Origin of the sequence: Amycolatopsis sp. NPDC058278 (assembly GCF_042881395.1) — a bacterium.
Lineage (GTDB): Bacteria > Actinomycetota > Actinomycetes > Mycobacteriales > Pseudonocardiaceae > Amycolatopsis.
The window spans coordinates 42,003-58,789 of the sequence record NZ_JBHVXZ010000018.1; the positions used below are offsets into that span (position 1 = coordinate 42,003).

General features: G+C 71.2%; 19 protein-coding genes. 9 read left to right on the plus strand and 10 right to left on the minus strand.

Features of this window, described 5'->3' with window-relative positions:
* Window positions 1–34: 34 nt before the first annotated feature.
* The 3 genes from ACFVYA_RS11950 to ACFVYA_RS11960 all read right to left on the minus strand — a co-directional run bounded on the left by ACFVYA_RS11950 (window position 35) and on the right by ACFVYA_RS11960 (window position 2,814).
* Window positions 35–1,753 (minus strand): hypothetical protein, encoded by a 1,719-nt coding sequence (locus ACFVYA_RS11950; RefSeq protein WP_387044657.1) that lies wholly within the window; start codon window positions 1,751–1,753, stop codon window positions 35–37.
* A 118-nt stretch (window positions 1,754–1,871) separates the two neighbouring features.
* Complete coding sequence (locus ACFVYA_RS11955; protein WP_387044658.1) at window positions 1,872–2,531, minus strand: peptidylprolyl isomerase; 660 nt, start codon at window positions 2,529–2,531, stop codon at window positions 1,872–1,874.
* 25 nt (window positions 2,532–2,556) lie between these two features.
* On the minus strand, window positions 2,557–2,814 hold the full coding sequence (locus ACFVYA_RS11960; RefSeq protein ID WP_285989316.1) for a DUF2631 domain-containing protein: 258 nt from the start codon (window positions 2,812–2,814) through the stop codon (window positions 2,557–2,559).
* Window positions 2,815–2,908: 94 nt separating this feature from the next.
* Between ACFVYA_RS11960 and dxr the strand changes: the two genes are divergently transcribed.
* The 4 genes from dxr to ACFVYA_RS11980 all read left to right on the plus strand — a co-directional run bounded on the left by dxr (window position 2,909) and on the right by ACFVYA_RS11980 (window position 7,304).
* Window positions 2,909–4,111: a 1-deoxy-D-xylulose-5-phosphate reductoisomerase gene (gene dxr / locus ACFVYA_RS11965; protein WP_387044659.1), complete on the plus strand. Its 1,203-nt coding sequence runs from the start codon at window positions 2,909–2,911 to the stop codon at window positions 4,109–4,111.
* A 3-nt stretch (window positions 4,112–4,114) separates the two neighbouring features.
* Window positions 4,115–5,347 carry an RIP metalloprotease gene (locus tag ACFVYA_RS11970; protein WP_285989318.1) on the plus strand — a complete coding sequence of 411 codons (1,233 nt, stop codon included), beginning with the start codon at window positions 4,115–4,117 and terminating at the stop codon, window positions 5,345–5,347.
* A gap of 113 nt (window positions 5,348–5,460) precedes the next feature.
* Window positions 5,461–6,612, plus strand: coding sequence for a flavodoxin-dependent (E)-4-hydroxy-3-methylbut-2-enyl-diphosphate synthase (gene ispG, locus ACFVYA_RS11975; protein WP_285989319.1), 1,152 nt, complete (start codon window positions 5,461–5,463; stop codon window positions 6,610–6,612).
* Between the two features lie 98 nt (window positions 6,613–6,710).
* On the plus strand, window positions 6,711–7,304 hold the full coding sequence (locus tag ACFVYA_RS11980) for a class I SAM-dependent methyltransferase (protein WP_387044660.1): 594 nt from the start codon (window positions 6,711–6,713) through the stop codon (window positions 7,302–7,304).
* Here ACFVYA_RS11980 and ACFVYA_RS11985 read toward each other — a convergent pair.
* A complete protein-coding gene (locus ACFVYA_RS11985) occupies window positions 7,293–7,547 on the minus strand; it encodes a hypothetical protein (RefSeq protein WP_003057586.1) in 255 nt (84 codons plus the stop codon). The two genes, ACFVYA_RS11980 and ACFVYA_RS11985, sit on opposite strands and share 12 nt — an antisense overlap.
* 113 nt (window positions 7,548–7,660) lie before the next feature.
* Between ACFVYA_RS11985 and ACFVYA_RS11990 the strand changes: the two genes are divergently transcribed.
* On the plus strand, window positions 7,661–8,485 hold the full coding sequence (locus tag ACFVYA_RS11990) for a helix-turn-helix domain-containing protein (RefSeq protein ID WP_387044661.1): 825 nt from the start codon (window positions 7,661–7,663) through the stop codon (window positions 8,483–8,485).
* A 4-nt stretch (window positions 8,486–8,489) separates the two neighbouring features.
* On the plus strand, window positions 8,490–8,882 hold the full coding sequence (locus ACFVYA_RS11995; RefSeq protein WP_285989322.1) for a VOC family protein: 393 nt from the start codon (window positions 8,490–8,492) through the stop codon (window positions 8,880–8,882).
* Between the two features lie 24 nt (window positions 8,883–8,906).
* Here ACFVYA_RS11995 and ACFVYA_RS12000 read toward each other — a convergent pair whose 3' ends face one another.
* Window positions 8,907–9,113, minus strand: a complete 207-nt coding sequence (locus ACFVYA_RS12000; protein ID WP_285989323.1) for a DUF4177 domain-containing protein — start codon at window positions 9,111–9,113, stop codon at window positions 8,907–8,909.
* Window positions 9,114–9,213: 100 nt separating this feature from the next.
* Between ACFVYA_RS12000 and ACFVYA_RS12005 the strand changes: the two genes are divergently transcribed.
* The 3 genes from ACFVYA_RS12005 (at window position 9,214) to map (ending at window position 12,805) form a co-directional block, all read left to right on the plus strand.
* Complete coding sequence (locus ACFVYA_RS12005) at window positions 9,214–10,068, plus strand: GNAT family N-acetyltransferase (protein ID WP_191315022.1); 855 nt, start codon at window positions 9,214–9,216, stop codon at window positions 10,066–10,068.
* 61 nt (window positions 10,069–10,129) lie between these two features.
* Complete coding sequence (locus ACFVYA_RS12010) at window positions 10,130–11,923, plus strand: penicillin-binding transpeptidase domain-containing protein (RefSeq protein WP_285989324.1); 1,794 nt, start codon at window positions 10,130–10,132, stop codon at window positions 11,921–11,923.
* Between the two features lie 24 nt (window positions 11,924–11,947).
* The gene (map, locus tag ACFVYA_RS12015) at window positions 11,948–12,805 is read left to right on the plus strand and encodes a type I methionyl aminopeptidase (protein ID WP_285989325.1); all 858 of its coding nucleotides are present in this window, start codon (window positions 11,948–11,950) and stop codon (window positions 12,803–12,805) included.
* 1 nt (window position 12,806) lies between these two features.
* On the opposite strand, the gene ACFVYA_RS12020 is transcribed toward map, so the two are convergent.
* The 5 genes from ACFVYA_RS12020 to ACFVYA_RS12040 all read right to left on the minus strand — a co-directional run bounded on the left by ACFVYA_RS12020 (window position 12,807) and on the right by ACFVYA_RS12040 (window position 16,770).
* On the minus strand, window positions 12,807–13,610 hold the full coding sequence (locus tag ACFVYA_RS12020) for an ABC transporter permease (RefSeq protein WP_387044662.1): 804 nt from the start codon (window positions 13,608–13,610) through the stop codon (window positions 12,807–12,809).
* Window positions 13,610–14,566: an ATP-binding cassette domain-containing protein gene (locus ACFVYA_RS12025; RefSeq protein WP_387044663.1), complete on the minus strand. Its 957-nt coding sequence runs from the start codon at window positions 14,564–14,566 to the stop codon at window positions 13,610–13,612. Before ACFVYA_RS12025 ends, ACFVYA_RS12020 begins: the two co-directional genes overlap by 1 nt.
* Before the next feature lie 27 nt (window positions 14,567–14,593).
* Window positions 14,594–15,436 carry a DUF4097 domain-containing protein gene (locus ACFVYA_RS12030; protein ID WP_387044664.1) on the minus strand — a complete coding sequence of 281 codons (843 nt, stop codon included), beginning with the start codon at window positions 15,434–15,436 and terminating at the stop codon, window positions 14,594–14,596.
* Between the two features lie 66 nt (window positions 15,437–15,502).
* Window positions 15,503–15,994, minus strand: a complete 492-nt coding sequence (locus ACFVYA_RS12035) for a hypothetical protein (RefSeq protein ID WP_387044665.1) — start codon at window positions 15,992–15,994, stop codon at window positions 15,503–15,505.
* A 92-nt stretch (window positions 15,995–16,086) separates the two neighbouring features.
* Window positions 16,087–16,770: a FadR/GntR family transcriptional regulator gene (locus tag ACFVYA_RS12040; RefSeq protein WP_387044666.1), complete on the minus strand. Its 684-nt coding sequence runs from the start codon at window positions 16,768–16,770 to the stop codon at window positions 16,087–16,089.
* Between the last annotated feature and the right edge of the window lie 17 nt (window positions 16,771–16,787).

Here is a 16,787-nt window from a genome sequence, read left to right on the forward strand (position 1 = left end):
TGGCACCCGGCTTTCCTCGTGATTCCGCGGGGCCCTACGCCCAGTCCGGAGACAGGGTGACGCGCACGGAATTGATCAGGTCTGTCTTTTCCGGCCCGACGCGGGAAACGGTCACTGCGTAGACGACCCCGTTGATCCTGACGTGGTCGCCGTCGTCCAGCCGGCCCTTCTTGGCGGCGTCCAGCACGTCCGTCGGTGCCGGAGCCGACGTACCCGCTCGCGCTCGGCTCTCTTGCTGCCACCGTTTGACCGGAAAATCCGGAACGACCGTGGTGGCCGCTGGACCGGACGGCGCCCGAGGTGCCGGGGCGGCGGCCGCCTGGGGGCCCGGGGCAGGCCGGATCCCCGGAGAGCCGGCGATCTCCGCCAGCTCCGAAGCGAGGAAGGCATGACCACTGCGCCCGTCCGGCGCGATCGTCTTGACGATCCCCAAGCCGTTTGTGCCCTGGGCATGGCCGATGACAGCGATGCAGAAGACCGTGTAACTGCCGGCGGCACAGTTCCTCAACTCGACCTCGCGTTCGCTCCAGGAGTCAGTCGATCCCGTGGATTCGCCGGCCATCAATTCTTCCAGGCATATCCGAGTGATGTCGGGAAGGGCCGCGCGGACCGCGTCCACCACCTTGCTGAAACCGGTTCCCGGCGGCCAGAAGTTGTTGACCGCCTTGGTCTGGCCGAAGTCGAAGTGCCGGTAGGTGTGGCGTTGGCAGATGTGATGGACGGCCGCCTCGTCGACGGTCAGCGTCAGTGAGAATCCCCCGGCCGCGGTGGCCGTCCCTTGGGTGATGACCTTACCGCTCGACGAGTACCCCCGGATATCCTCGGGAATCGCCCGTTCCTGCTGGAACAGTTTCGCACCGTCTCCGGCGCCCGGGAACCATCGCAGACCTTTGCGCTGGTGCTGCTTGGTTTTCTCATCGTAGAGCCATTGTTCTTGTTTCGGACCGCTCAGGACGCCGTCGAGCTGCCGGTGCGCAGATTGTGCCGCTCGCAGGTGTTCGGTCATCTCTCGCCAGTCCTCGTCGTGGACGACTGGCTGAGCTTTCAGGCTGAAGTAGACGTCCTCGAGCTTCTTCAGGTGAGCGGACACCTCGTCCAGCCGTCGCTGCCGAGGCTGGTCGGGATCCGGCTCGGTGTCGGCGTCGAAGCCCATCCCCGGGTCGCCGGCCGGACTCGGCGGTCCCACCGACAGGTTGACCGCCATGTTCCACAGGAGTTTGTAGGGGTTACCTGCCGCCGCCTTGGCCACCTCGCTGCCGGCGATCTCACAGCACGCCTCCCAGAACTCCTGCGCACCGGCATGCCCCGGGGTGTCGGCCGAGGCGTGCCAGGAGCGCACGAGCCCCAGGCCGCCGTCATCGACGATGCCGCTCAGCGTTTCCTTGGAAATCTTGTGGTGCAGCGCGCCCAGTCCCCAAGTGGCGGGCAGCGTCATGAGCCCCTTCTGCCTGTTGATCGGCTCGACCGCCCACCTGCTCTTGTCGGCCTGGGTCTTGGCGCTCGTCGGCGGTGGGTGACGCTGGACGCTCACCTCGGCCGGTACCGGCGTCGCCGGAACAGCCGGCGTGGTGCCGAGGAGGCTCGAAACGGTCCGGTTTCCCGCACCGCGTTGAAGGGCGACGACTCCCTTTCGGTCCAGCGGCCGAATCGGCGCGGCCGGAACCGGGGAATTGCCTTTCTTTCGCGCGCCGCCCTGCCCGACCCGCGCCCCGGGCTCAACGGGGCGATCGGTCACGCGGGGAATGCGGTCCACCCCTGTCATGCTCAGCTGCCGGCTGCCCCGGCGGCACGACCGGTCGGCCGGAAACGAGGGCAGGGATTTCAGCCCGCCGGGACACGGCAGCGTCGAGAACGAATACCTGAAATCAGGCTTACCGGCCGACGGTGGCGCGCTGAATCTTCACCGGGTGCGCCGGCGCCCCGTCCAGTGGCCCGTTCGGATCGGTCGGGATGATCCCGTCCGCCACCATCCGATCAATCGCGGACATCCCCCGGATCACCCGCCCCATGACCGAATAGTTCGCCGGGATGTTCGCGAACGAGTGCACGATGAAGAACTCCGACCCGTTCGTCCCGGGCCCCTGGTTGCCCATCGCGATCGTCCCGCGCGGGTACGTCTCGGCGCCCGAGACCTCGTCCGGGAACTTGTACCCCGGCCCGCCCTTCTCGACCTCGTAGATGTCTCCGCACTGGAGAACGCCGAGACGGGAAGAATTCGAAAGCCGCCAGCACTGGGACCGGTCGTAGAACCGCTGCAGAACCAGCGAAACCATGTTTTGGACCGCGCACGGAGCGGCCCCCGCGCGGTCGAGCCGCACGGTCACCGGCCCGTAGTTGAACCGGAAGGTCACGTCCACGGTCCCGCGGGTCGGCGCCACCGGCCACGGACGGACCACGGGGCGCGCCGCCGGGTTGTCCGGGGTCGGCGTGAACGTGCACCGGACCGACGGCACCGAAGCCGAGGCCGGAGCGGCGGGTACCACCAGGGCGCCCAGAACAGCGAACACGGCCAGTCCCCAGCGCAGCTTCATGCCGGGCACGTTAGCGAATGACGAACTACCTGCGCCAGGCCGTGCGCCGCTTGCGGATGTCCAGCACCAGCAGCAGGACGAGGAACAGGGCCAGGCCGACCAGCCACACGTTCTCGGTGTTGTTCTCGTGGTTGCCCTTGATCATCACCAGCAGGATGATCGCGCTGACCCAGCCGGCGATGCGGGTGGCCTTCGGGAACGAGCCGTGCCAGCCCCAGGCCGCGGACGGCTCGTCGCGCGGGTCGACCTCGGGCCGCCTCTTCTCGACCGCCTTGCCTGCCACGATGAACTCCTCAAACCCCGTGAACCTCGGACCCGCCGATGATCCCACACCTCCGGGTGCGCCGCGGAGACCCCCCGCGCGACAATGACCGGCGATGACTACCTCGCGAAGCGTTCTCGTGCTCGGCTCGACCGGGTCCATCGGCGTGCAGGCCCTCGACGTCGCCGCGCGCAACCCGCACCTGTTCCGGGTGGCCGGGATCGCCGCGGGCGGGGCCGATCCGGCCGCGCTCGCCGCGCAGGCGATCGCCCACGGCGTCGAGGCCGTCGCCGTGACCAGGGCCACGGCCGCCGAAGACGTCCAGCTCGCGTTGTACGCCGAAGCGCAGAAGCGCGGGTACGCCCAGGGCGAGTTCAAGCTCCCGCGGCTCTTCGCGGGCACGGACGCCGTCACCGAGCTGATCGACGCGGTCGAGGTCGACACCGTCCTCAACGCGCTCCCGGGCTCCCGCGGCCTCGAGCCGACGCTGCGGGCGCTCGCCACCGGCGCCACCCTGGCCCTGGCCAACAAGGAGTCCCTCATCGCCGGCGGGCCACTGGTGCTCGCCGCCGCCAAGCCCGGGCAGCTCGTGCCCGTCGACTCCGAGCACTCCGCCATCGCCCAGGCCCTGCGCGCCGGGCACCGCAGCGAGGTCGCCCGGCTGGTCCTCACCGCGTCCGGCGGCCCGTTCCGCGGCCGCAAGCGCGCGGAGCTGGCCGGCGTCACCGTCGAGCAGGCGATGGCGCACCCGACCTGGTCCATGGGCCCGCTCATCACGATCAACTCCGCCACCCTGGTCAACAAGGGCCTGGAGCTGATCGAGGCGGCGCTGCTGTTCGGCATCGAGCCCGCGAAGATCGACGTCACCGTGCACCCGCAGTCGATCGTGCATTCAATGGTGACCTTCGCCGACGGCTCGACGATCGCCCAGGCCAGCCCGCCGGACATGCGGCTGCCCATCGCGCTCGCGCTGCACTGGCCCGACCGGGTCCCCGGCGCCGCCGCCGCGTGCACCTGGGACCAGGCCACGACCTGGACGTTCGAGCCGCTGGACGACGAGGCCTTCCCGGCCGTCGAGCTGGCCCGGCACTGCGGCACCGAGGGCGGCTGCCTGCCCGCCGTCTACAACGCCGCGAACGAGGAGCTGGTGTCCGCCTTCCTCGCGCAGAACACCAGCTTCACGTCGATAGTGGACACTGTTTCCGAGGTGGTGGGAGCCGCCGACGAATGGCGTCGCGAACCACGCGACGTCGAGGATGTTCTCGCGGCCGAGCGGTGGGCTCGTGCGCGGGCCGGTTCGATCATCGAGGGGAAGTAGCGGGTGCTCGCCTACATCATCGGTGTGGTGCTCTTCGCGCTGGGGATCTGCGTCTCAGTCGCACTGCACGAGGCCGGCCACATGGTCACCGCGAAGGCCTTCGGCATGAAGGTCCGCCGGTACTTCGTGGGCTTCGGGCCCACGGTGTTCTCCTGGCGCCGCGGCGAGACCGAGTACGGCCTGAAGTGGATCCCGCTCGGCGGGTTCTGCGACATCGCCGGCATGACGGCGCTCGACGAGGTGACCCCGGACGAGGCGCCGCGCGCGATGTGGCGGTTCAAGACCTGGAAGCGCACCGTCGTCATGTCGGCCGGGTCGGTCACCCACTTCATCCTGGGCTTCGTGGTCCTGTACCTGATGGCCGTGACCATGGGCCTGCCGAGCCCGGCGGCCGCCGAAGCGCCCAAGCCGGTGCTGGCGACGACCTCCTGCGCCGTCCCGACCACGTCGAAGGAACAGGCCGCCGCCCAGGCCAAGAACCCCACCTGCCCGCAGGGCGCGCCGACCCCGGCGGCGACGGCCGGGCTGCGGGCCGGCGACACGGTGCTCGCCGTCGGCGGGAAGCCGGTCGCGACCTGGGAGGAGATGCTCACCGCCGTCCAGGCCACCAGCGGCCGGACGGTGTTCGAGGTGCAGCGTGGCACCGAGAAGCTGTGGCTCGTCGTCGACGTGCCGAAGGTGCAGCGCTGGAACGGCTCCGCGGTCAAGGAGGTCGGCATGATCGGCGCCTCGCCCAAGGTGCCGCAGCTGACCACGCAGTACGGCCCGGTCGCCGCGGTCGGCGCCACGTTCGACTTCACCGGCATGATGTTCTCCGAGACGGCGCAGCGGCTCGTCCAGTTCCCCGAGCGCATTCCCGCCGTGGTCACCGCGATCTTCGGCGGCGAACGCGACAAGAACACCCCGGTCAGCGTCGTCGGGGCGAGCCGGCTCGGCGGCGAGGCCGTCGAGAACGGCGTCTGGGTGCTGTTCTTCCTGCTGCTGGCCAGCCTGAACTTCTTCATCGGCGTGTTCAACCTGCTGCCGCTGCTGCCGCTGGACGGCGGCCACATCGCGGTGGTCTGGTACGAGCGCGTCCGCGACTGGATCCGCACGCGGCGGGGCAAGGTGGCCGGGGGACCGGTCGACTACACGAAGCTGTCCGGGATCACGATGGTCCTGGTGCTCATCGGCGGCGCGGTGACGCTACTCACGGTGACCGCCGACATCGTCAACCCGATCCGGATCGGCCAGTAGTCCCACGGAGGGGGTGCGGTCCGCCGGTGACCGCTCACCCCCGCCGTAATGCTGCTCACCGTGACGGTTGACATGGTGAAGGTGGCCCAGTAGGGGTAGGTACGCTGGAAGCCGTGACCGTCGCACTCGGTATGCCCGCCCTGCCCCCGCCCGTCCTGTCCGAGCGCCGCAAGACCCGCCAGCTCCAGGTGGGGTCGGTCGGCGTCGGCAGCGACCACCCGATCTCCGTCCAGTCGATGACGACGACGCTCACCTCCGACGTCAACGCGACTCTGCAGCAGATCGCCGAGCTGACCGCCGCGGGCTGCGACATCGTCCGCGTGGCGTGCCCGTCGGCCGACGACGCCGAGGCGCTGCCCGCGATCGCGCGGAAGTCGCAGATCCCGGTGATCGCCGACATCCACTTCCAGCCGAAGTACGTCTTCGCCGCGATCGAGGCCGGCTGCGCGGCGGTGCGCGTCAACCCGGGCAACATCCGCAAGTTCGACGACCAGGTCAAGGAGATCGCGCAGGCCGCGAAGGACCACGGCACGCCGATCCGGATCGGCGTCAACGCCGGCTCGCTCGACAAGCGGATCATGGACAAGTACGGCAAGGCGACGCCGGAAGCGCTGGCCGAGTCGGCGCTGTGGGAGGCGTCGCTGTTCGCCGAGCACGACTTCCACGACATCAAGATCTCGGTGAAGCACAACGACCCGGTGGTCATGGTGCGCGCCTACGAGATCCTCGCCGAGCAGTGCGACTACCCGCTGCACCTCGGCGTCACCGAGGCCGGGCCGGCCTTCCAGGGCACGATCAAGTCGGCCGTCGCGTTCGGCGCGCTGCTGCGCCAGGGCATCGGCGACACGATCCGCGTCTCGCTGTCCGCGCCGCCGGTCGAAGAGGTCAAGGTCGGCATCCAGATCCTGCAGTCGCTGAACCTCAAGCAGCGCAAGCTGGAGATCGTGTCGTGCCCGTCGTGCGGGCGCGCGCAGGTCGACGTCTACACGCTCGCCGAGCAGGTCACCGCCGGGCTCGAGGGCATGGAGATCCCGCTGCGCGTGGCCGTGATGGGCTGCGTCGTCAACGGCCCGGGCGAGGCCCGCGAGGCCGACCTGGGCGTGGCGTCCGGCAACGGCAAGGGCCAGATCTTCGTCAAGGGCGAGGTCATCAAGACCGTGCCCGAGCACGCGATCGTCGAGACGCTCATCGAAGAGGCCATGCGCATCGCCGAAGAGGCCGGCGAGGCCCTTGGTGAGGGCGCGCCGGTGGTCACCGCCGGCTGAAATCTTCGAGGGGGTTCCGGGTGGCGAAGCCCCCGGCCCGGGGCGAAGCCCCGGCTGTCACAGATCTCCTTCCGGACGACGCTCTCGAGGCGTCATCCGTGGTGGCCAACCGGGCGATGAACCGCGAGCGCCGGTTGGCCGGTCGCGACGGCTATTCGCGGGTGCTCGGCTTCGACATCCCGGGCCTGCCGCCGGGCGCCCGCTGGCTCGATCTGTGCTGCGGCAGCGGACGTGCGCTCCTGGACGCGGCCGGGGCCCGGCCGGATCTGGACATCACGGGCGTCGACCTCGTCGGGTACTTCGCGGCGGCCGGGCCCGTGCGGTTCGAGACGGCGTCGATCACCGCGTGGGAACCCGCGGGCCGGTTCGACCTCGTCAGCTGCGTGCACGGCCTCCACTACGTCGGCGACAAGCTGGGCGCGCTGCTGCGGGCGGCGTCCTGGCTGCGCGACGGCGGCGTGTTCGTGGCGAACTTCGACGTAGCGGGAATCGAAGCGCCGGGTGGGGCGCGTCGGGTGCTGCGCGCCTTGCGCGAAGCGGGTTTCACCTACGACTCGCGAGCACACCGGATCCGGCGGGCCGGCCCCTTCGGCGGCTCGCTGCCCTTCCGCTACCTCGGCGCGGACGACCGGGCGGGCCCGAACTACACGGGCCAGCCCGCCGTCCGCTCGTTCTACGAATCAACCCTGTAGGTGGTGCTGGGCGGCGTCGCGGATCTGCAGGCGGACGTTCTCGAGCGCGGCCGCGACCTCGTCGATCTGCTGGGAAGCGAGCTGGATGGCGCCCTGGATCGCGGTCGCGGTGGACGTCTCCCCGAGCAGGCCGAGCACCTGGGCCTGGAGGTCTTCGAGGTCGCTCTTCGTGGCGAGCGCGATGCCGGTCGGCACCTGGTCGGCGAGCAGCTCCAGCTGCTGCGCCTGCTCCTGGATCGTCATCGGGTGGTTCCTTCCGCGGTGGGGACGCACGTCCGTGTTATCAGACCCGGAACTGGCAGTGACACCTAGGGCTTCGCCCCAGGTCGGGGGCTCCGCCACCCGAGCCCCCGAAAATGTCGGTGGTGACGATTACCCTCGCATTCGTGAGCGTGACCTGGGCCTTCCACGAGCCGCACCCGGTGGTGCGGCCCCTGGTCACGCGCTACGTGGGGTATGCGCAGGACGATGTCACGCTGGCCGTCCACCGCGGCCTGCCGTCCCGGCATGTGACGCTCGTCATCAGCCTCGCCGGGCCCGTGCGGATGGCCGGGCAGAGCTTCCAGGCGCTGGTCGGTGGGCTGCACACGCGCGCGGTGCTGATCCGGCAGGACCGCGTGCAGGAGGGGGTCCAGCTGGAACTGGACCCGCTGGGCGTGCGGACGCTGTTCGGGGTGACGGCGGCCGAGCTGAGCGGCGAGGTCGCCGACCTCGCCGACTTCGGTCTCGGCTCGCTACCGGACCGGCTGCGGGAGCTGCCATGGCGCGAGCGGTTCGCGCTGCTCGACGACGTGCTGGCCGCCCGGGCGGTCGAGCCGGTGGTGCCGCCGCCCGAGCTGGGGGAGGCGTGGCGCCGGCTGCGGGGTGCGGACGGGCAGGTGCGCGTCGCGGACCTCGCGGACGAGGTCGGCTGGAGCCGCCGCCACCTGGGCGAGCGCTTCCGCACGGAGCTGGGGCTGGCGCCGAAGCAGGCGGCGCGGGTGCTGCGGTTCGAGCGGGCCGGGCGCCTGCTGCGGAGCGGGCGGACGGACCTGGCGGCGCTGGCGGCGGAGTGCGGGTTCTACGACCAGGCGCACCTGACGAACGAATGGGGCGCGCTGGCCGGGTGCACGCCGGGGACGTGGATCGCCGAGGAGCTCCCGTTCCTCCAAGACCAGGAGGCGGAGGTGGCGCGAAGCTGACGGCATGACTCCTGAACCGAACGTCTGGCCCGCCCTCCGGTACGACGACGCCCCCGCGGCGGTCCGCTTCCTCGTCGACGTCCTCGGCTTCACCGAAGCGCTGGTGGTGCCCGAGGGGGAGCTGATCGCGCACGCCGAGCTGCGCTGGCCCGAGGGCGGTGCGGTGATGCTGGGCAGCGTCCGCCCACCGGACGGCGTCCACGACGCGATGAAGCCGGGCACGGCCGCGGTGTACGTGGTGTCGGACCAGGTCGACGAGGTGTACGCGCGGGTGCAGGCCGCGGGTGCGGAGATCACGGCCGAGCTGACGGACACCGAGTACGGCTCGCACACGTTCAGCCTGCGCGACCCGGAGGGCAACGCCTGGACGCTCGGCACCTACCGCGGCGCGGCCTGACCCGCCGCCGGGAGGGACGCCCCGCTACTGCACCGGCCGCTCGAAGGTCACCAGCAGTCCCTCGACGCCGCCGGGGCCGACCCGGCCCTTCACCTCCGCCGAGGTGATGGCCTTGAGCTGCCACCCGTCCTCGGCGTGGTCGTTCAGCAGTTTCTCCAGCTTGCCGCCCGACATCTTGCCGCCGAGCAGCTTCTCGCGGACCTCGACGACCTTGTACGTATAACGCTGCATACTTCCGATACTGCCCGGAATGCCCGGCGTCGGCTGTTCATCTCACCGTGTCGGGAGGCTTGCGTTCCGTTCAGCAGTCGAATCTGGCACCCTGGAGCCCGTGTTGCGGCTTGCAGGTGCACGGCTGCTCGATGATCGGGACTATCCGGCGGTCCGGGCCGCGCTGGCCGCCGACCCGGTGGGCAGCTGCATGGTCAGCGCCCGGGTCGAGGCCGCGGGCCTCGACCCGTGGCGGCTCGGTGGCGAGCTCTGGGCCGCCGACAGCCGTCCGGTCCGGGCCGGGCGGCTCCAAGGACTGTGCTTTTCCGGGCCCAACCTCATCCCGCTGCGCGGCAACGCGCCCGCGTTGCGCTCCTTCGCCGACCGCGCCCTGAGAAGGCAACGCACCTGCTCCTCGCTCGTCGGCCCGGCCGAGCAGGTCCTCGGCCTGTGGGACGAGCTCGAAGGCGAGTGGGGCCCGGCCCGCGAGGTCCGCGGCGACCAGCCGCTGATGGCGCTGGACAGCACCCCGCTCGTCGCCGCCGATCCGCTGGTCCGGCCCGTCCGGCCGGACGAGCTCGAGCGATACCTGCCCGCGGCCGTCTCGATGTTCATCGAGGAGGTCGGTGTCGATCCGCGCAGCGGTGACGGCGGCGCCAGCTACCGCGCCCGGGTCACCGAGCTGATCGGTGCCGGTCGCGCGTTCGCCCGCTTCGAGGACGGCGAGGTCGTCTTCAAGGCCGAGATCGGCGCCATGTCGGCCACCGTCGGGCAGATCCAGGGCGTCTGGGTGCACCCCGACCGCCGGGGCGACGGGCTCGGCACCGCCGGCACCGCCGCGGTCGTGAACCGGCTCGTCCGCGGGCTCGGCCGCACCGCCAGCCTCTACGTCAACGCCTTCAACACCCCCGCCCTCGCGGCCTACCGCAAGATCGGGTTCGAGCAGGTCGGCCAGTACGCGACGGTGCTGTTCTAACCACTCTTCCGTGGCGGTGTTTCGAAGCCACCACAACGCTCTGACCAGGCATCATCCCGCCATGAGTGCACGTCGAGGCCGCAGTGCGCTCGCGGTGCTGCTGCTCGTCGCCGCGACCACGGCCGGGTGCTCGGGCGACGGTCCCGAGGACGCCCTCTCCGCCTTCCTGGACGCCGTCGCGTCCGGGGACGTCGCCGCCGCGGCGGCGAACACCGACTCCCCGGAAGCCGCGAAGGCCGTCCTGAGCCAGGTCCGCGGCGTGCTCGGCCCCGAGGCCCTCGACGTCGACGACGAAGAGGTGAAACAGCCCGACGGCGACGTCGTGACCGCCGGCTACCGGCTCACCTGGCACCTGCCGCACGGCCGCAGCTGGTCCTACCGCGCGGACGCCCAGCTGCGGGCGGCCGAGAACGGCTGGCAGGTGCACTGGCAGCCGACGGTCGTGCACCCCCAGCTGGCGGTCGGGCAGACCCTCGGCATGCTGCCGCAGCTGCCGGAGACGGCGCCGGTCCTCGACCGCGACGGCGTGCCGCTGATGCGCCCGCAGACGGTGATCGGCGTGGTCGTCGACCCGCAGAAGGCCGGCGACGCGAGTGCCGTCGCCGGGACGCTGGCCAAGGCGCTGCACCGGTACGAGCCTTCGGTCACCGGCCGGTCCGTGCTGGACGGGATGAGCAAGACCAAGCCCGGTGACGCCTACCCGGTGATCACCCTGCGCGCCGGCGACTACCAGCGCGTCAAGCCGGCGATCTACGACCTGCCCGGTGTCCGCTTCGCCAGCCAGGAGCGGCTGCTGCCGGTGACCCGCGGGTCGGGGCAGCAGGTCCTGCCCGGCATCCGCGCGCTGGTCGAACAGCAGCTGGCCGGGGCGGCGGGCTGGCGGATCGTCACCCGTGACGTCACCGGCGGCGAGGCCGCCGAGCTCAAGGCCGAGCCGCCGCGGCCCGCGCCCGCCGTCACCAGCACGCTCAGCGCGAAGATCCAGGCCGCCGCCGAGAAGGCCCTCGAAACCGAGCCGTACTCCGCCGCGCTGGTCGCGATCCAGCCCTCGAGCGGGGACATCCTCGCCGTGGCGCAGAACGCCGCCGCCGACGAGGAGGGCTCGCTGGCCCTGTCCGGGCGCTACCCGCCGGGTTCGACGTTCAAGATCGTCACGGCGGCGGCCGCGCTGTCGGCGGGGGAGGTCGAGGCGGACAGCCCGGTCGACTGCCCGGGGACGACGACGGTCGAAAACCGCGTCGTGCCGAACGAAGGCCGGTTCGACCTGGGCCGGGTGCCGCTGAAGACGGCGTTCGCGCGGTCCTGCAACACGACCTTCGCCCGGCTCGCCGCCGGTCTCGGCGGCTCGTCGCTCACCGACACCGCCCGCTCCTTCGGCGTCGGCGCCGACTTCGTCGTTCCGGGCCTGACCACGGTCACCGGCGACGTCCCGGCCAGCGACTCCGCCGTCCAGCGGGCGGAAAACGGCTTCGGCCAGGGCCGGGTGCTGACCAGCCCGTTCGGCATGGCGCTGGTCGCGGCCACCGTGCAGGCCGGGAAGGTGCCGTCGCCGTCGATCGTCAAGGGCATGCCGTCGGCCACGAAGAACGTCGGCGATCCGCCGTCGCAGGAGGTCCTCGACGCACTGCGCGGGATGATGCGGGAGGTCGTCACCGCGGGCACCGCGACCGGGCTGCGGGACATCCCCGGCGTCGCGGGCAAGACCGGCACCGCCCAGTTCGGCGACGGCTCCCACTCGCACGGCTGGTTCGTCGGCTACCGCGGCGACCTGGCGTTCGCCGTGCTCCTCACCGACGCCGGGTCGTCCAAACCGGCGGTGCAGGCCGCGCACCGGTTCCTGGCGGGGATCGGCTGAGCGGGCCGTCGTAAAGTGGGGGGCATGTCCGTTCGTGCCCCGCTCGTTCCCGGCGTCCAGACGCCGCGCCGTGACGTCCCCAGTTCCATCGCCCGTCCCGAGTACGTGGACAAGCCGGCGCCGAAGCGGGACACCGGCAACGGCGTGCGCACGCCCGAGGTGATCGAGGCGATGCGGGTCGCGAGCCGGATCGCGGCCCAGGCCCTGGAGGAGGGCGGCAAGGCCGTCAAGCCCGGCGCCACCACGGACGACATCGACAAGGTGGTGCACGAGTTCCTGCTCGACCACCACGCCTACCCCTCGACGCTGGGCTACCGCCGGTTCCCGAAGTCGTGCTGCACCTCGCTCAACGAGGTGATCTGCCACGGCATCCCGGACTCGACGGTGATCGAGGACGGCGACATCTGCAACATCGACGTCACCGCCTACATCGGCGGCGTCCACGGCGACACGAACGCGACGTTCCTGGCCGGCGACGTCTCCGAGGAGGCGCGCCTGCTGGTGGAGCGCACCCGCGAGGCGACGCTGCGGGCGATCAAGGCGGTCCGGCCGGGCCGCCAGCTCAACGTCATCGGCCGGGTCATCGAGGCCTACGCCAAGCGCTTCGGCTACGGCGTGGTCCGCGACTTCACCGGTCACGGCGTCGGCCCGGCGTTCCACACGCCGCCGACGGTCCTGCACTACGAAGAGCCCTCGGTCGACACGGTGATCGAGGAAGGCATGACCTTCACGATCGAGCCGATGATCACCCTCGGCACCATCGACTACGACATCTGGTCCGACGACTGGACCGTCACCACGAAGGACAAGAAGTGGACGGCCCAGTTCGAGCACACCCTCGTGGTGACGGCCGACGGCAGCGAGATCCTCACCCTGCCGTGAGTCAGTGGCTGGTGGCCTTCTTGTAGCAGCGCACCGAAAGCGGCACGAAGATCGCCAGCAGTACCGCGATCCACAGCACCGAAGCCGGCACGGCGTGCTGCATCGGCCAGGCGTCGTGCACCGGCATCGCCGCGCTGGTGTTGCCGAACAGTTCCCGCGACGCCTGTGTGATCGCCGAGACGGGGTTCCAGTCCGCGATCACGCGCAGCGGCGTGGGCAGGCGGCCGCTGTCGACGAATGTGTTGGCCAGGAACGTGAGCGGGAAGATCGCCACGCTGGAGACGTTGTTGAACACCTCGGGCTTGCGCACGGCCAGGCCGAGGGTGCCCATCACCCACGACAGCGCGTAGGCGAAGGCGAGCAGCAGGAGCACGCCACCCAGCGCCTCCAGCGGGCTCGTGTGGATGCGCCAGCCGACCAGCAGACCGACCAGCCCCATGATCAGCAGGCTCGTCACGTTGAGGATCAGGTCGGCGGTGGTCCGCCCGATCAGCACCGCGGCCGGGGACATCGGCAGCGAGCGGAACCGGTCGATGAGGCCCTTCTGCAGGTCGTCGGTCAGGCCGTAGCCGGTGACGATGCTGCCCATCGCCACCGCGAGGGTGAAGATCCCCGGCAGCATGAACTCGCGGTAGGACATCCCGGGGATGTCGATCACGCTGCCGAACACGTAGCCGAAGAGCAACACGAACATCACCGGCATGAACACGATGGACCCGAGCAGGTCCAGCGACCGGACGATCTTGATCGAGTTGCGCTTGGCGACGGTCACGCCGTCGGTGACGGCCATCTGCACCGCGTTCATCACACGGCCTCCTTCGCGGGTTCGGCCGTCTCGTGGCCGGTGAGTGACAAGAACACGTCGTCGAGGGTGGGACGGCGGACGCCGACGTCGCGGACGTCGACGCCTTCCACGGCGAGCAGCGCGAGGGCCTCGGTAAGCGCTTTCGCGCCGTGGGACACGGGCACGGTGAGCCGGAAGCCTTCGGCCTGCGGCTCGCCGCTGGCCAGCCGGGCCAGCGCCCGCCGCGCGACGACGACGTCGTCGTGCGTGCCGACGGTCAGCTCGATCCGCTCGCCGCCGACGAGGTCCTTGAGCTCGTCGGCGGTGCCGCGGGCGATCACGCGCCCGTGGTCGACGACGGCGATGCTGTCGGCCAGCCGGTCGGCCTCCTCCAGGTACTGCGTGGTCAGCAACAGCGTCGTGCCGCCCGCTACCAGCTCGGTGATGACGTCCCACAGCTCGGTGCGGGCCCGCGGGTCGAGCCCGGTGGTGGGCTCGTCGAGGAACAGCACCGGCGGGTTGGCCACGAGCGCGCCGGCCAGGTCGAGGCGGCGGCGCATGCCGCCGGAGTAGCCCCGGACCGGGCGATCGGCGGCGTCGGCCAGGCTGAACCGGGCGAGCAGCTCCCGGCCGCGGGCCTTGGCCCGCTTGGTCCCCAGGTGGTACAGCCTGCCGACCATCTCGAGGTTCTCGGCCCCGGTCAGTTCCTGGTCGACGGCCGCGTACTGGCCCGAAGCGCCGATGTGCGAGCGCAGCTCCTGCGCGTCCTGCACGACGTCGAACCCGGCGACCGTGGCCCGGCCCGCGTCCGGCTTCTGCAGCGTCGTGAGGATCTGGACGGTGGTGGTCTTCCCGGCGCCGTTCGGCCCGAGCACGCCGAGCACCGTGCCTTCGGGCACCGACAAGGTCATCCCGTCGAGCGCGGTGACCTTCCCGTACTTCTTGACCAGTCCCTCGGCCACGATGGCGTCTGCCATGGATCTTCCCCTTCGCGTGTGGAGTCTTCAGGCCCGGCGGATGACGATGTCGCCGGTGTAGCTGTGGGCTTTGACCTCGACGGTCTCGGTGTTGCTGCCGGGTCCGTCGGCGGCGCTGAGCGTGTTGCGCACGGAGCCGACCAGCGAGTTCAGCTCGAGCCACGCGGCACTGCCCTCGCGGATGCCGACCTCGATCTCGCCGACGGCGGTCTCGAGGACGACCCGGTCCCGCACGACCTCGCCGAGCCGGATGTCGCCGGAGGCGGTCTTGGCGTGCACCCCGGCGTGGGCCAGGTCGACGAGGATGTCGCCGTTGGCGGTGTTGACGCGCAGGTCGCCGGTCACTTCGCCGACGCGGGTCTCGCCGTTGGAGTTCTTGAGGACCGCGGTGCCGTCGATCTCGCGGATCCGCAGCCCGCCGGAGCCGGTGCCGAGCTCGGCGTGCCCGGTGGCGCGTTCGACGGTGACGTCCCCGGTCGCCGTGGACGCCTCGAGCCGGGCGGCTTCGTCCAGGTGGATGTCGCCGACGGACGTCTTGAAGCGGCTGGGGCCGACCCGGCCGGTGACCCGGAAGCCGCCCATCGCGGCGGTGCCGGTGATCTGCGAACCGGCCGGCAGTTCGACCCGGACGTGCAGGGCCCCGCCCCGGCCCCAGAGCTTGGTGACGTACTTGGGGCCCTTGACCAGCAGCTCGCCGCCGGCGAACTCGACCCGGGTCTTCGCGACGGCCTTGACGTCCTCGTTGTCCGCCGGGTCGGCCGGGGTGACCTCGACGGTCGTCTCCGCGCCGTCACCGGCGACGATCCTGACGTCCGCGACGCTCATGTCGATCGTGGCCGTGATCGGCTCGGGGGTGGGGAAAACAGGCATGGCTGCGCCCTCCTGGGGTGCTCGGATGGCGTCTCCGCAGGTGGGAGACGTGAAGGGGGAAAGCTGTTACTGGACCCAGCCGGTGTACTTCTCGCCGAAGGCCGTCCGGCGCTGGGTGGGGCGGTCGCGGTCGGTGCCCAGCGCGCTGCTCGCGGCCCGGACGAGCCAGGCGTTGATGGAGAGGCGGTCCCGGCCGGCGGCTTCCTCGACCCGCTGTTTCAGCTGTTCGGGCAGCCGCAGGTTGATGCGCGCGACGGCGCCGTCGTCGGTCTCGGGCGGTGGCGGGGGTGCCTCGGCGGGCGCCGGTTCGGGTGTCGTGGGCAGCGCGACGGCGAACTCGGCCTCGCGCCGGCGGAGGCGGACTTCCACCGAGCCGGGGGCGAGGTCGCGGGTGATCTCGTCGGCCGCGGCCGAAAGGGCGTCGAGCAGGGTCAGCCGGATCGCCGACTCGAGCGGCGCGGTGAGCCGCTCGGCGAGGGCGACGGCGTCCTCGCCCGCCGCTTCGGCGGCGACCGCGAGCTCCCGGCGGAGTTCGTCCACGAAGGGCGTCAGGTCCATGGCACAAATATGGCACCAAAGTGGTGCCACGACAACCCTGAAATGGCACCCTTAGGGGTCGTCGATGGTGCCAAACCAGGAGAAAGCGCCGGTCAGGCGCGTTCGATGCGCTCCAGGAGCTCGTCGAGGAACCCGCAGGCCTCGGCGGCGGCGCGGTCCGGATTCCGGTCGGCGATGGCCCGGGCGAGCCCTTCGTGGCCGATCTCCGGTGAATGGTCGGCGCCCGGCGCGATGCTGGACGTCGTCGCGATGCTGGCCGCGATGACCTCCGTCAGCCCGCGGTAGAGCTCGGTCAGCAGCCGGTTGTGGCCGGCGCCGACGACCGCGCAGTGGAACTCCGCGTCCGTGCGAGCGAAGTCCTCCCAGCGTCCTTCGCGCAGCTCGACCTCGCGGCGGCCGAGCAGCGACCACAGTCCGGCGACCTCTTCCTCGGTCCGCTCGACGGCGGCGAGCCGCGCGCCTTCCACCTCCAGGGTGCGCCGGACCTGCAGGACTTCCCGCAGTTCCGAGCCGCAGAGCCGCCGGATCGCGCCGGACACCTCGCTCGTGGCGCGCACGTAGGTGCCGTCGCCCTGCCGGACCTCCAGGAGCCCGGTGTGCGCGAGCGCGCGAACGGCTTCACGGACGGTGTTGCGCCCGACGCCGAGCTGCTCGACGAGTTCGGCCTCGGTCGGGATGCGTTCGCCGATCGGCCATTCGCCCTGCGTGACCGCGGTCCGCAGCTGCTCGATGACCTGGTCGACGAGGCCTGCTCGGCGCGTGGTGGCCAGAGGCACAGGATTATCCCTTCATC

Excerpts from the sequence above, each read along its gene's own strand:
- ACFVYA_RS11955 (WP_387044658.1), bottom strand. The coding sequence starts at position 2,531 with ATGAAGCTGCGCTGGGGACTGGCCGTGTTCGCTGTTCTGGGCGCCCTG.
- dxr (WP_387044659.1), top strand. The coding sequence starts at position 2,909 with ATGACTACCTCGCGAAGCGTTCTCGTGCTCGGCTCGACCGGGTCCATC.
- ACFVYA_RS11985 (WP_003057586.1), bottom strand. The coding sequence starts at position 7,547 with ATGACGATCCAGGAGCAGGCGCAGCAGCTGGAGCTGCTCGCCGACCAG.
- ACFVYA_RS11990 (WP_387044661.1), top strand. The coding sequence starts at position 7,661 with ATGTCGGTGGTGACGATTACCCTCGCATTCGTGAGCGTGACCTGGGCC.
- ACFVYA_RS11995 (WP_285989322.1), top strand. The coding sequence starts at position 8,490 with ATGACTCCTGAACCGAACGTCTGGCCCGCCCTCCGGTACGACGACGCC.
- ACFVYA_RS12000 (WP_285989323.1), bottom strand. The coding sequence starts at position 9,113 with ATGCAGCGTTATACGTACAAGGTCGTCGAGGTCCGCGAGAAGCTGCTC.
- ACFVYA_RS12010 (WP_285989324.1), top strand. The coding sequence starts at position 10,130 with ATGAGTGCACGTCGAGGCCGCAGTGCGCTCGCGGTGCTGCTGCTCGTC.
- map (WP_285989325.1), top strand. The coding sequence starts at position 11,948 with ATGTCCGTTCGTGCCCCGCTCGTTCCCGGCGTCCAGACGCCGCGCCGT.
- ACFVYA_RS12020 (WP_387044662.1), bottom strand. The coding sequence starts at position 13,610 with ATGAACGCGGTGCAGATGGCCGTCACCGACGGCGTGACCGTCGCCAAG.
- ACFVYA_RS12025 (WP_387044663.1), bottom strand. The coding sequence starts at position 14,566 with ATGGCAGACGCCATCGTGGCCGAGGGACTGGTCAAGAAGTACGGGAAG.
- ACFVYA_RS12030 (WP_387044664.1), bottom strand. The coding sequence starts at position 15,436 with ATGCCTGTTTTCCCCACCCCCGAGCCGATCACGGCCACGATCGACATG.
- ACFVYA_RS12035 (WP_387044665.1), bottom strand. The coding sequence starts at position 15,994 with ATGGACCTGACGCCCTTCGTGGACGAACTCCGCCGGGAGCTCGCGGTC.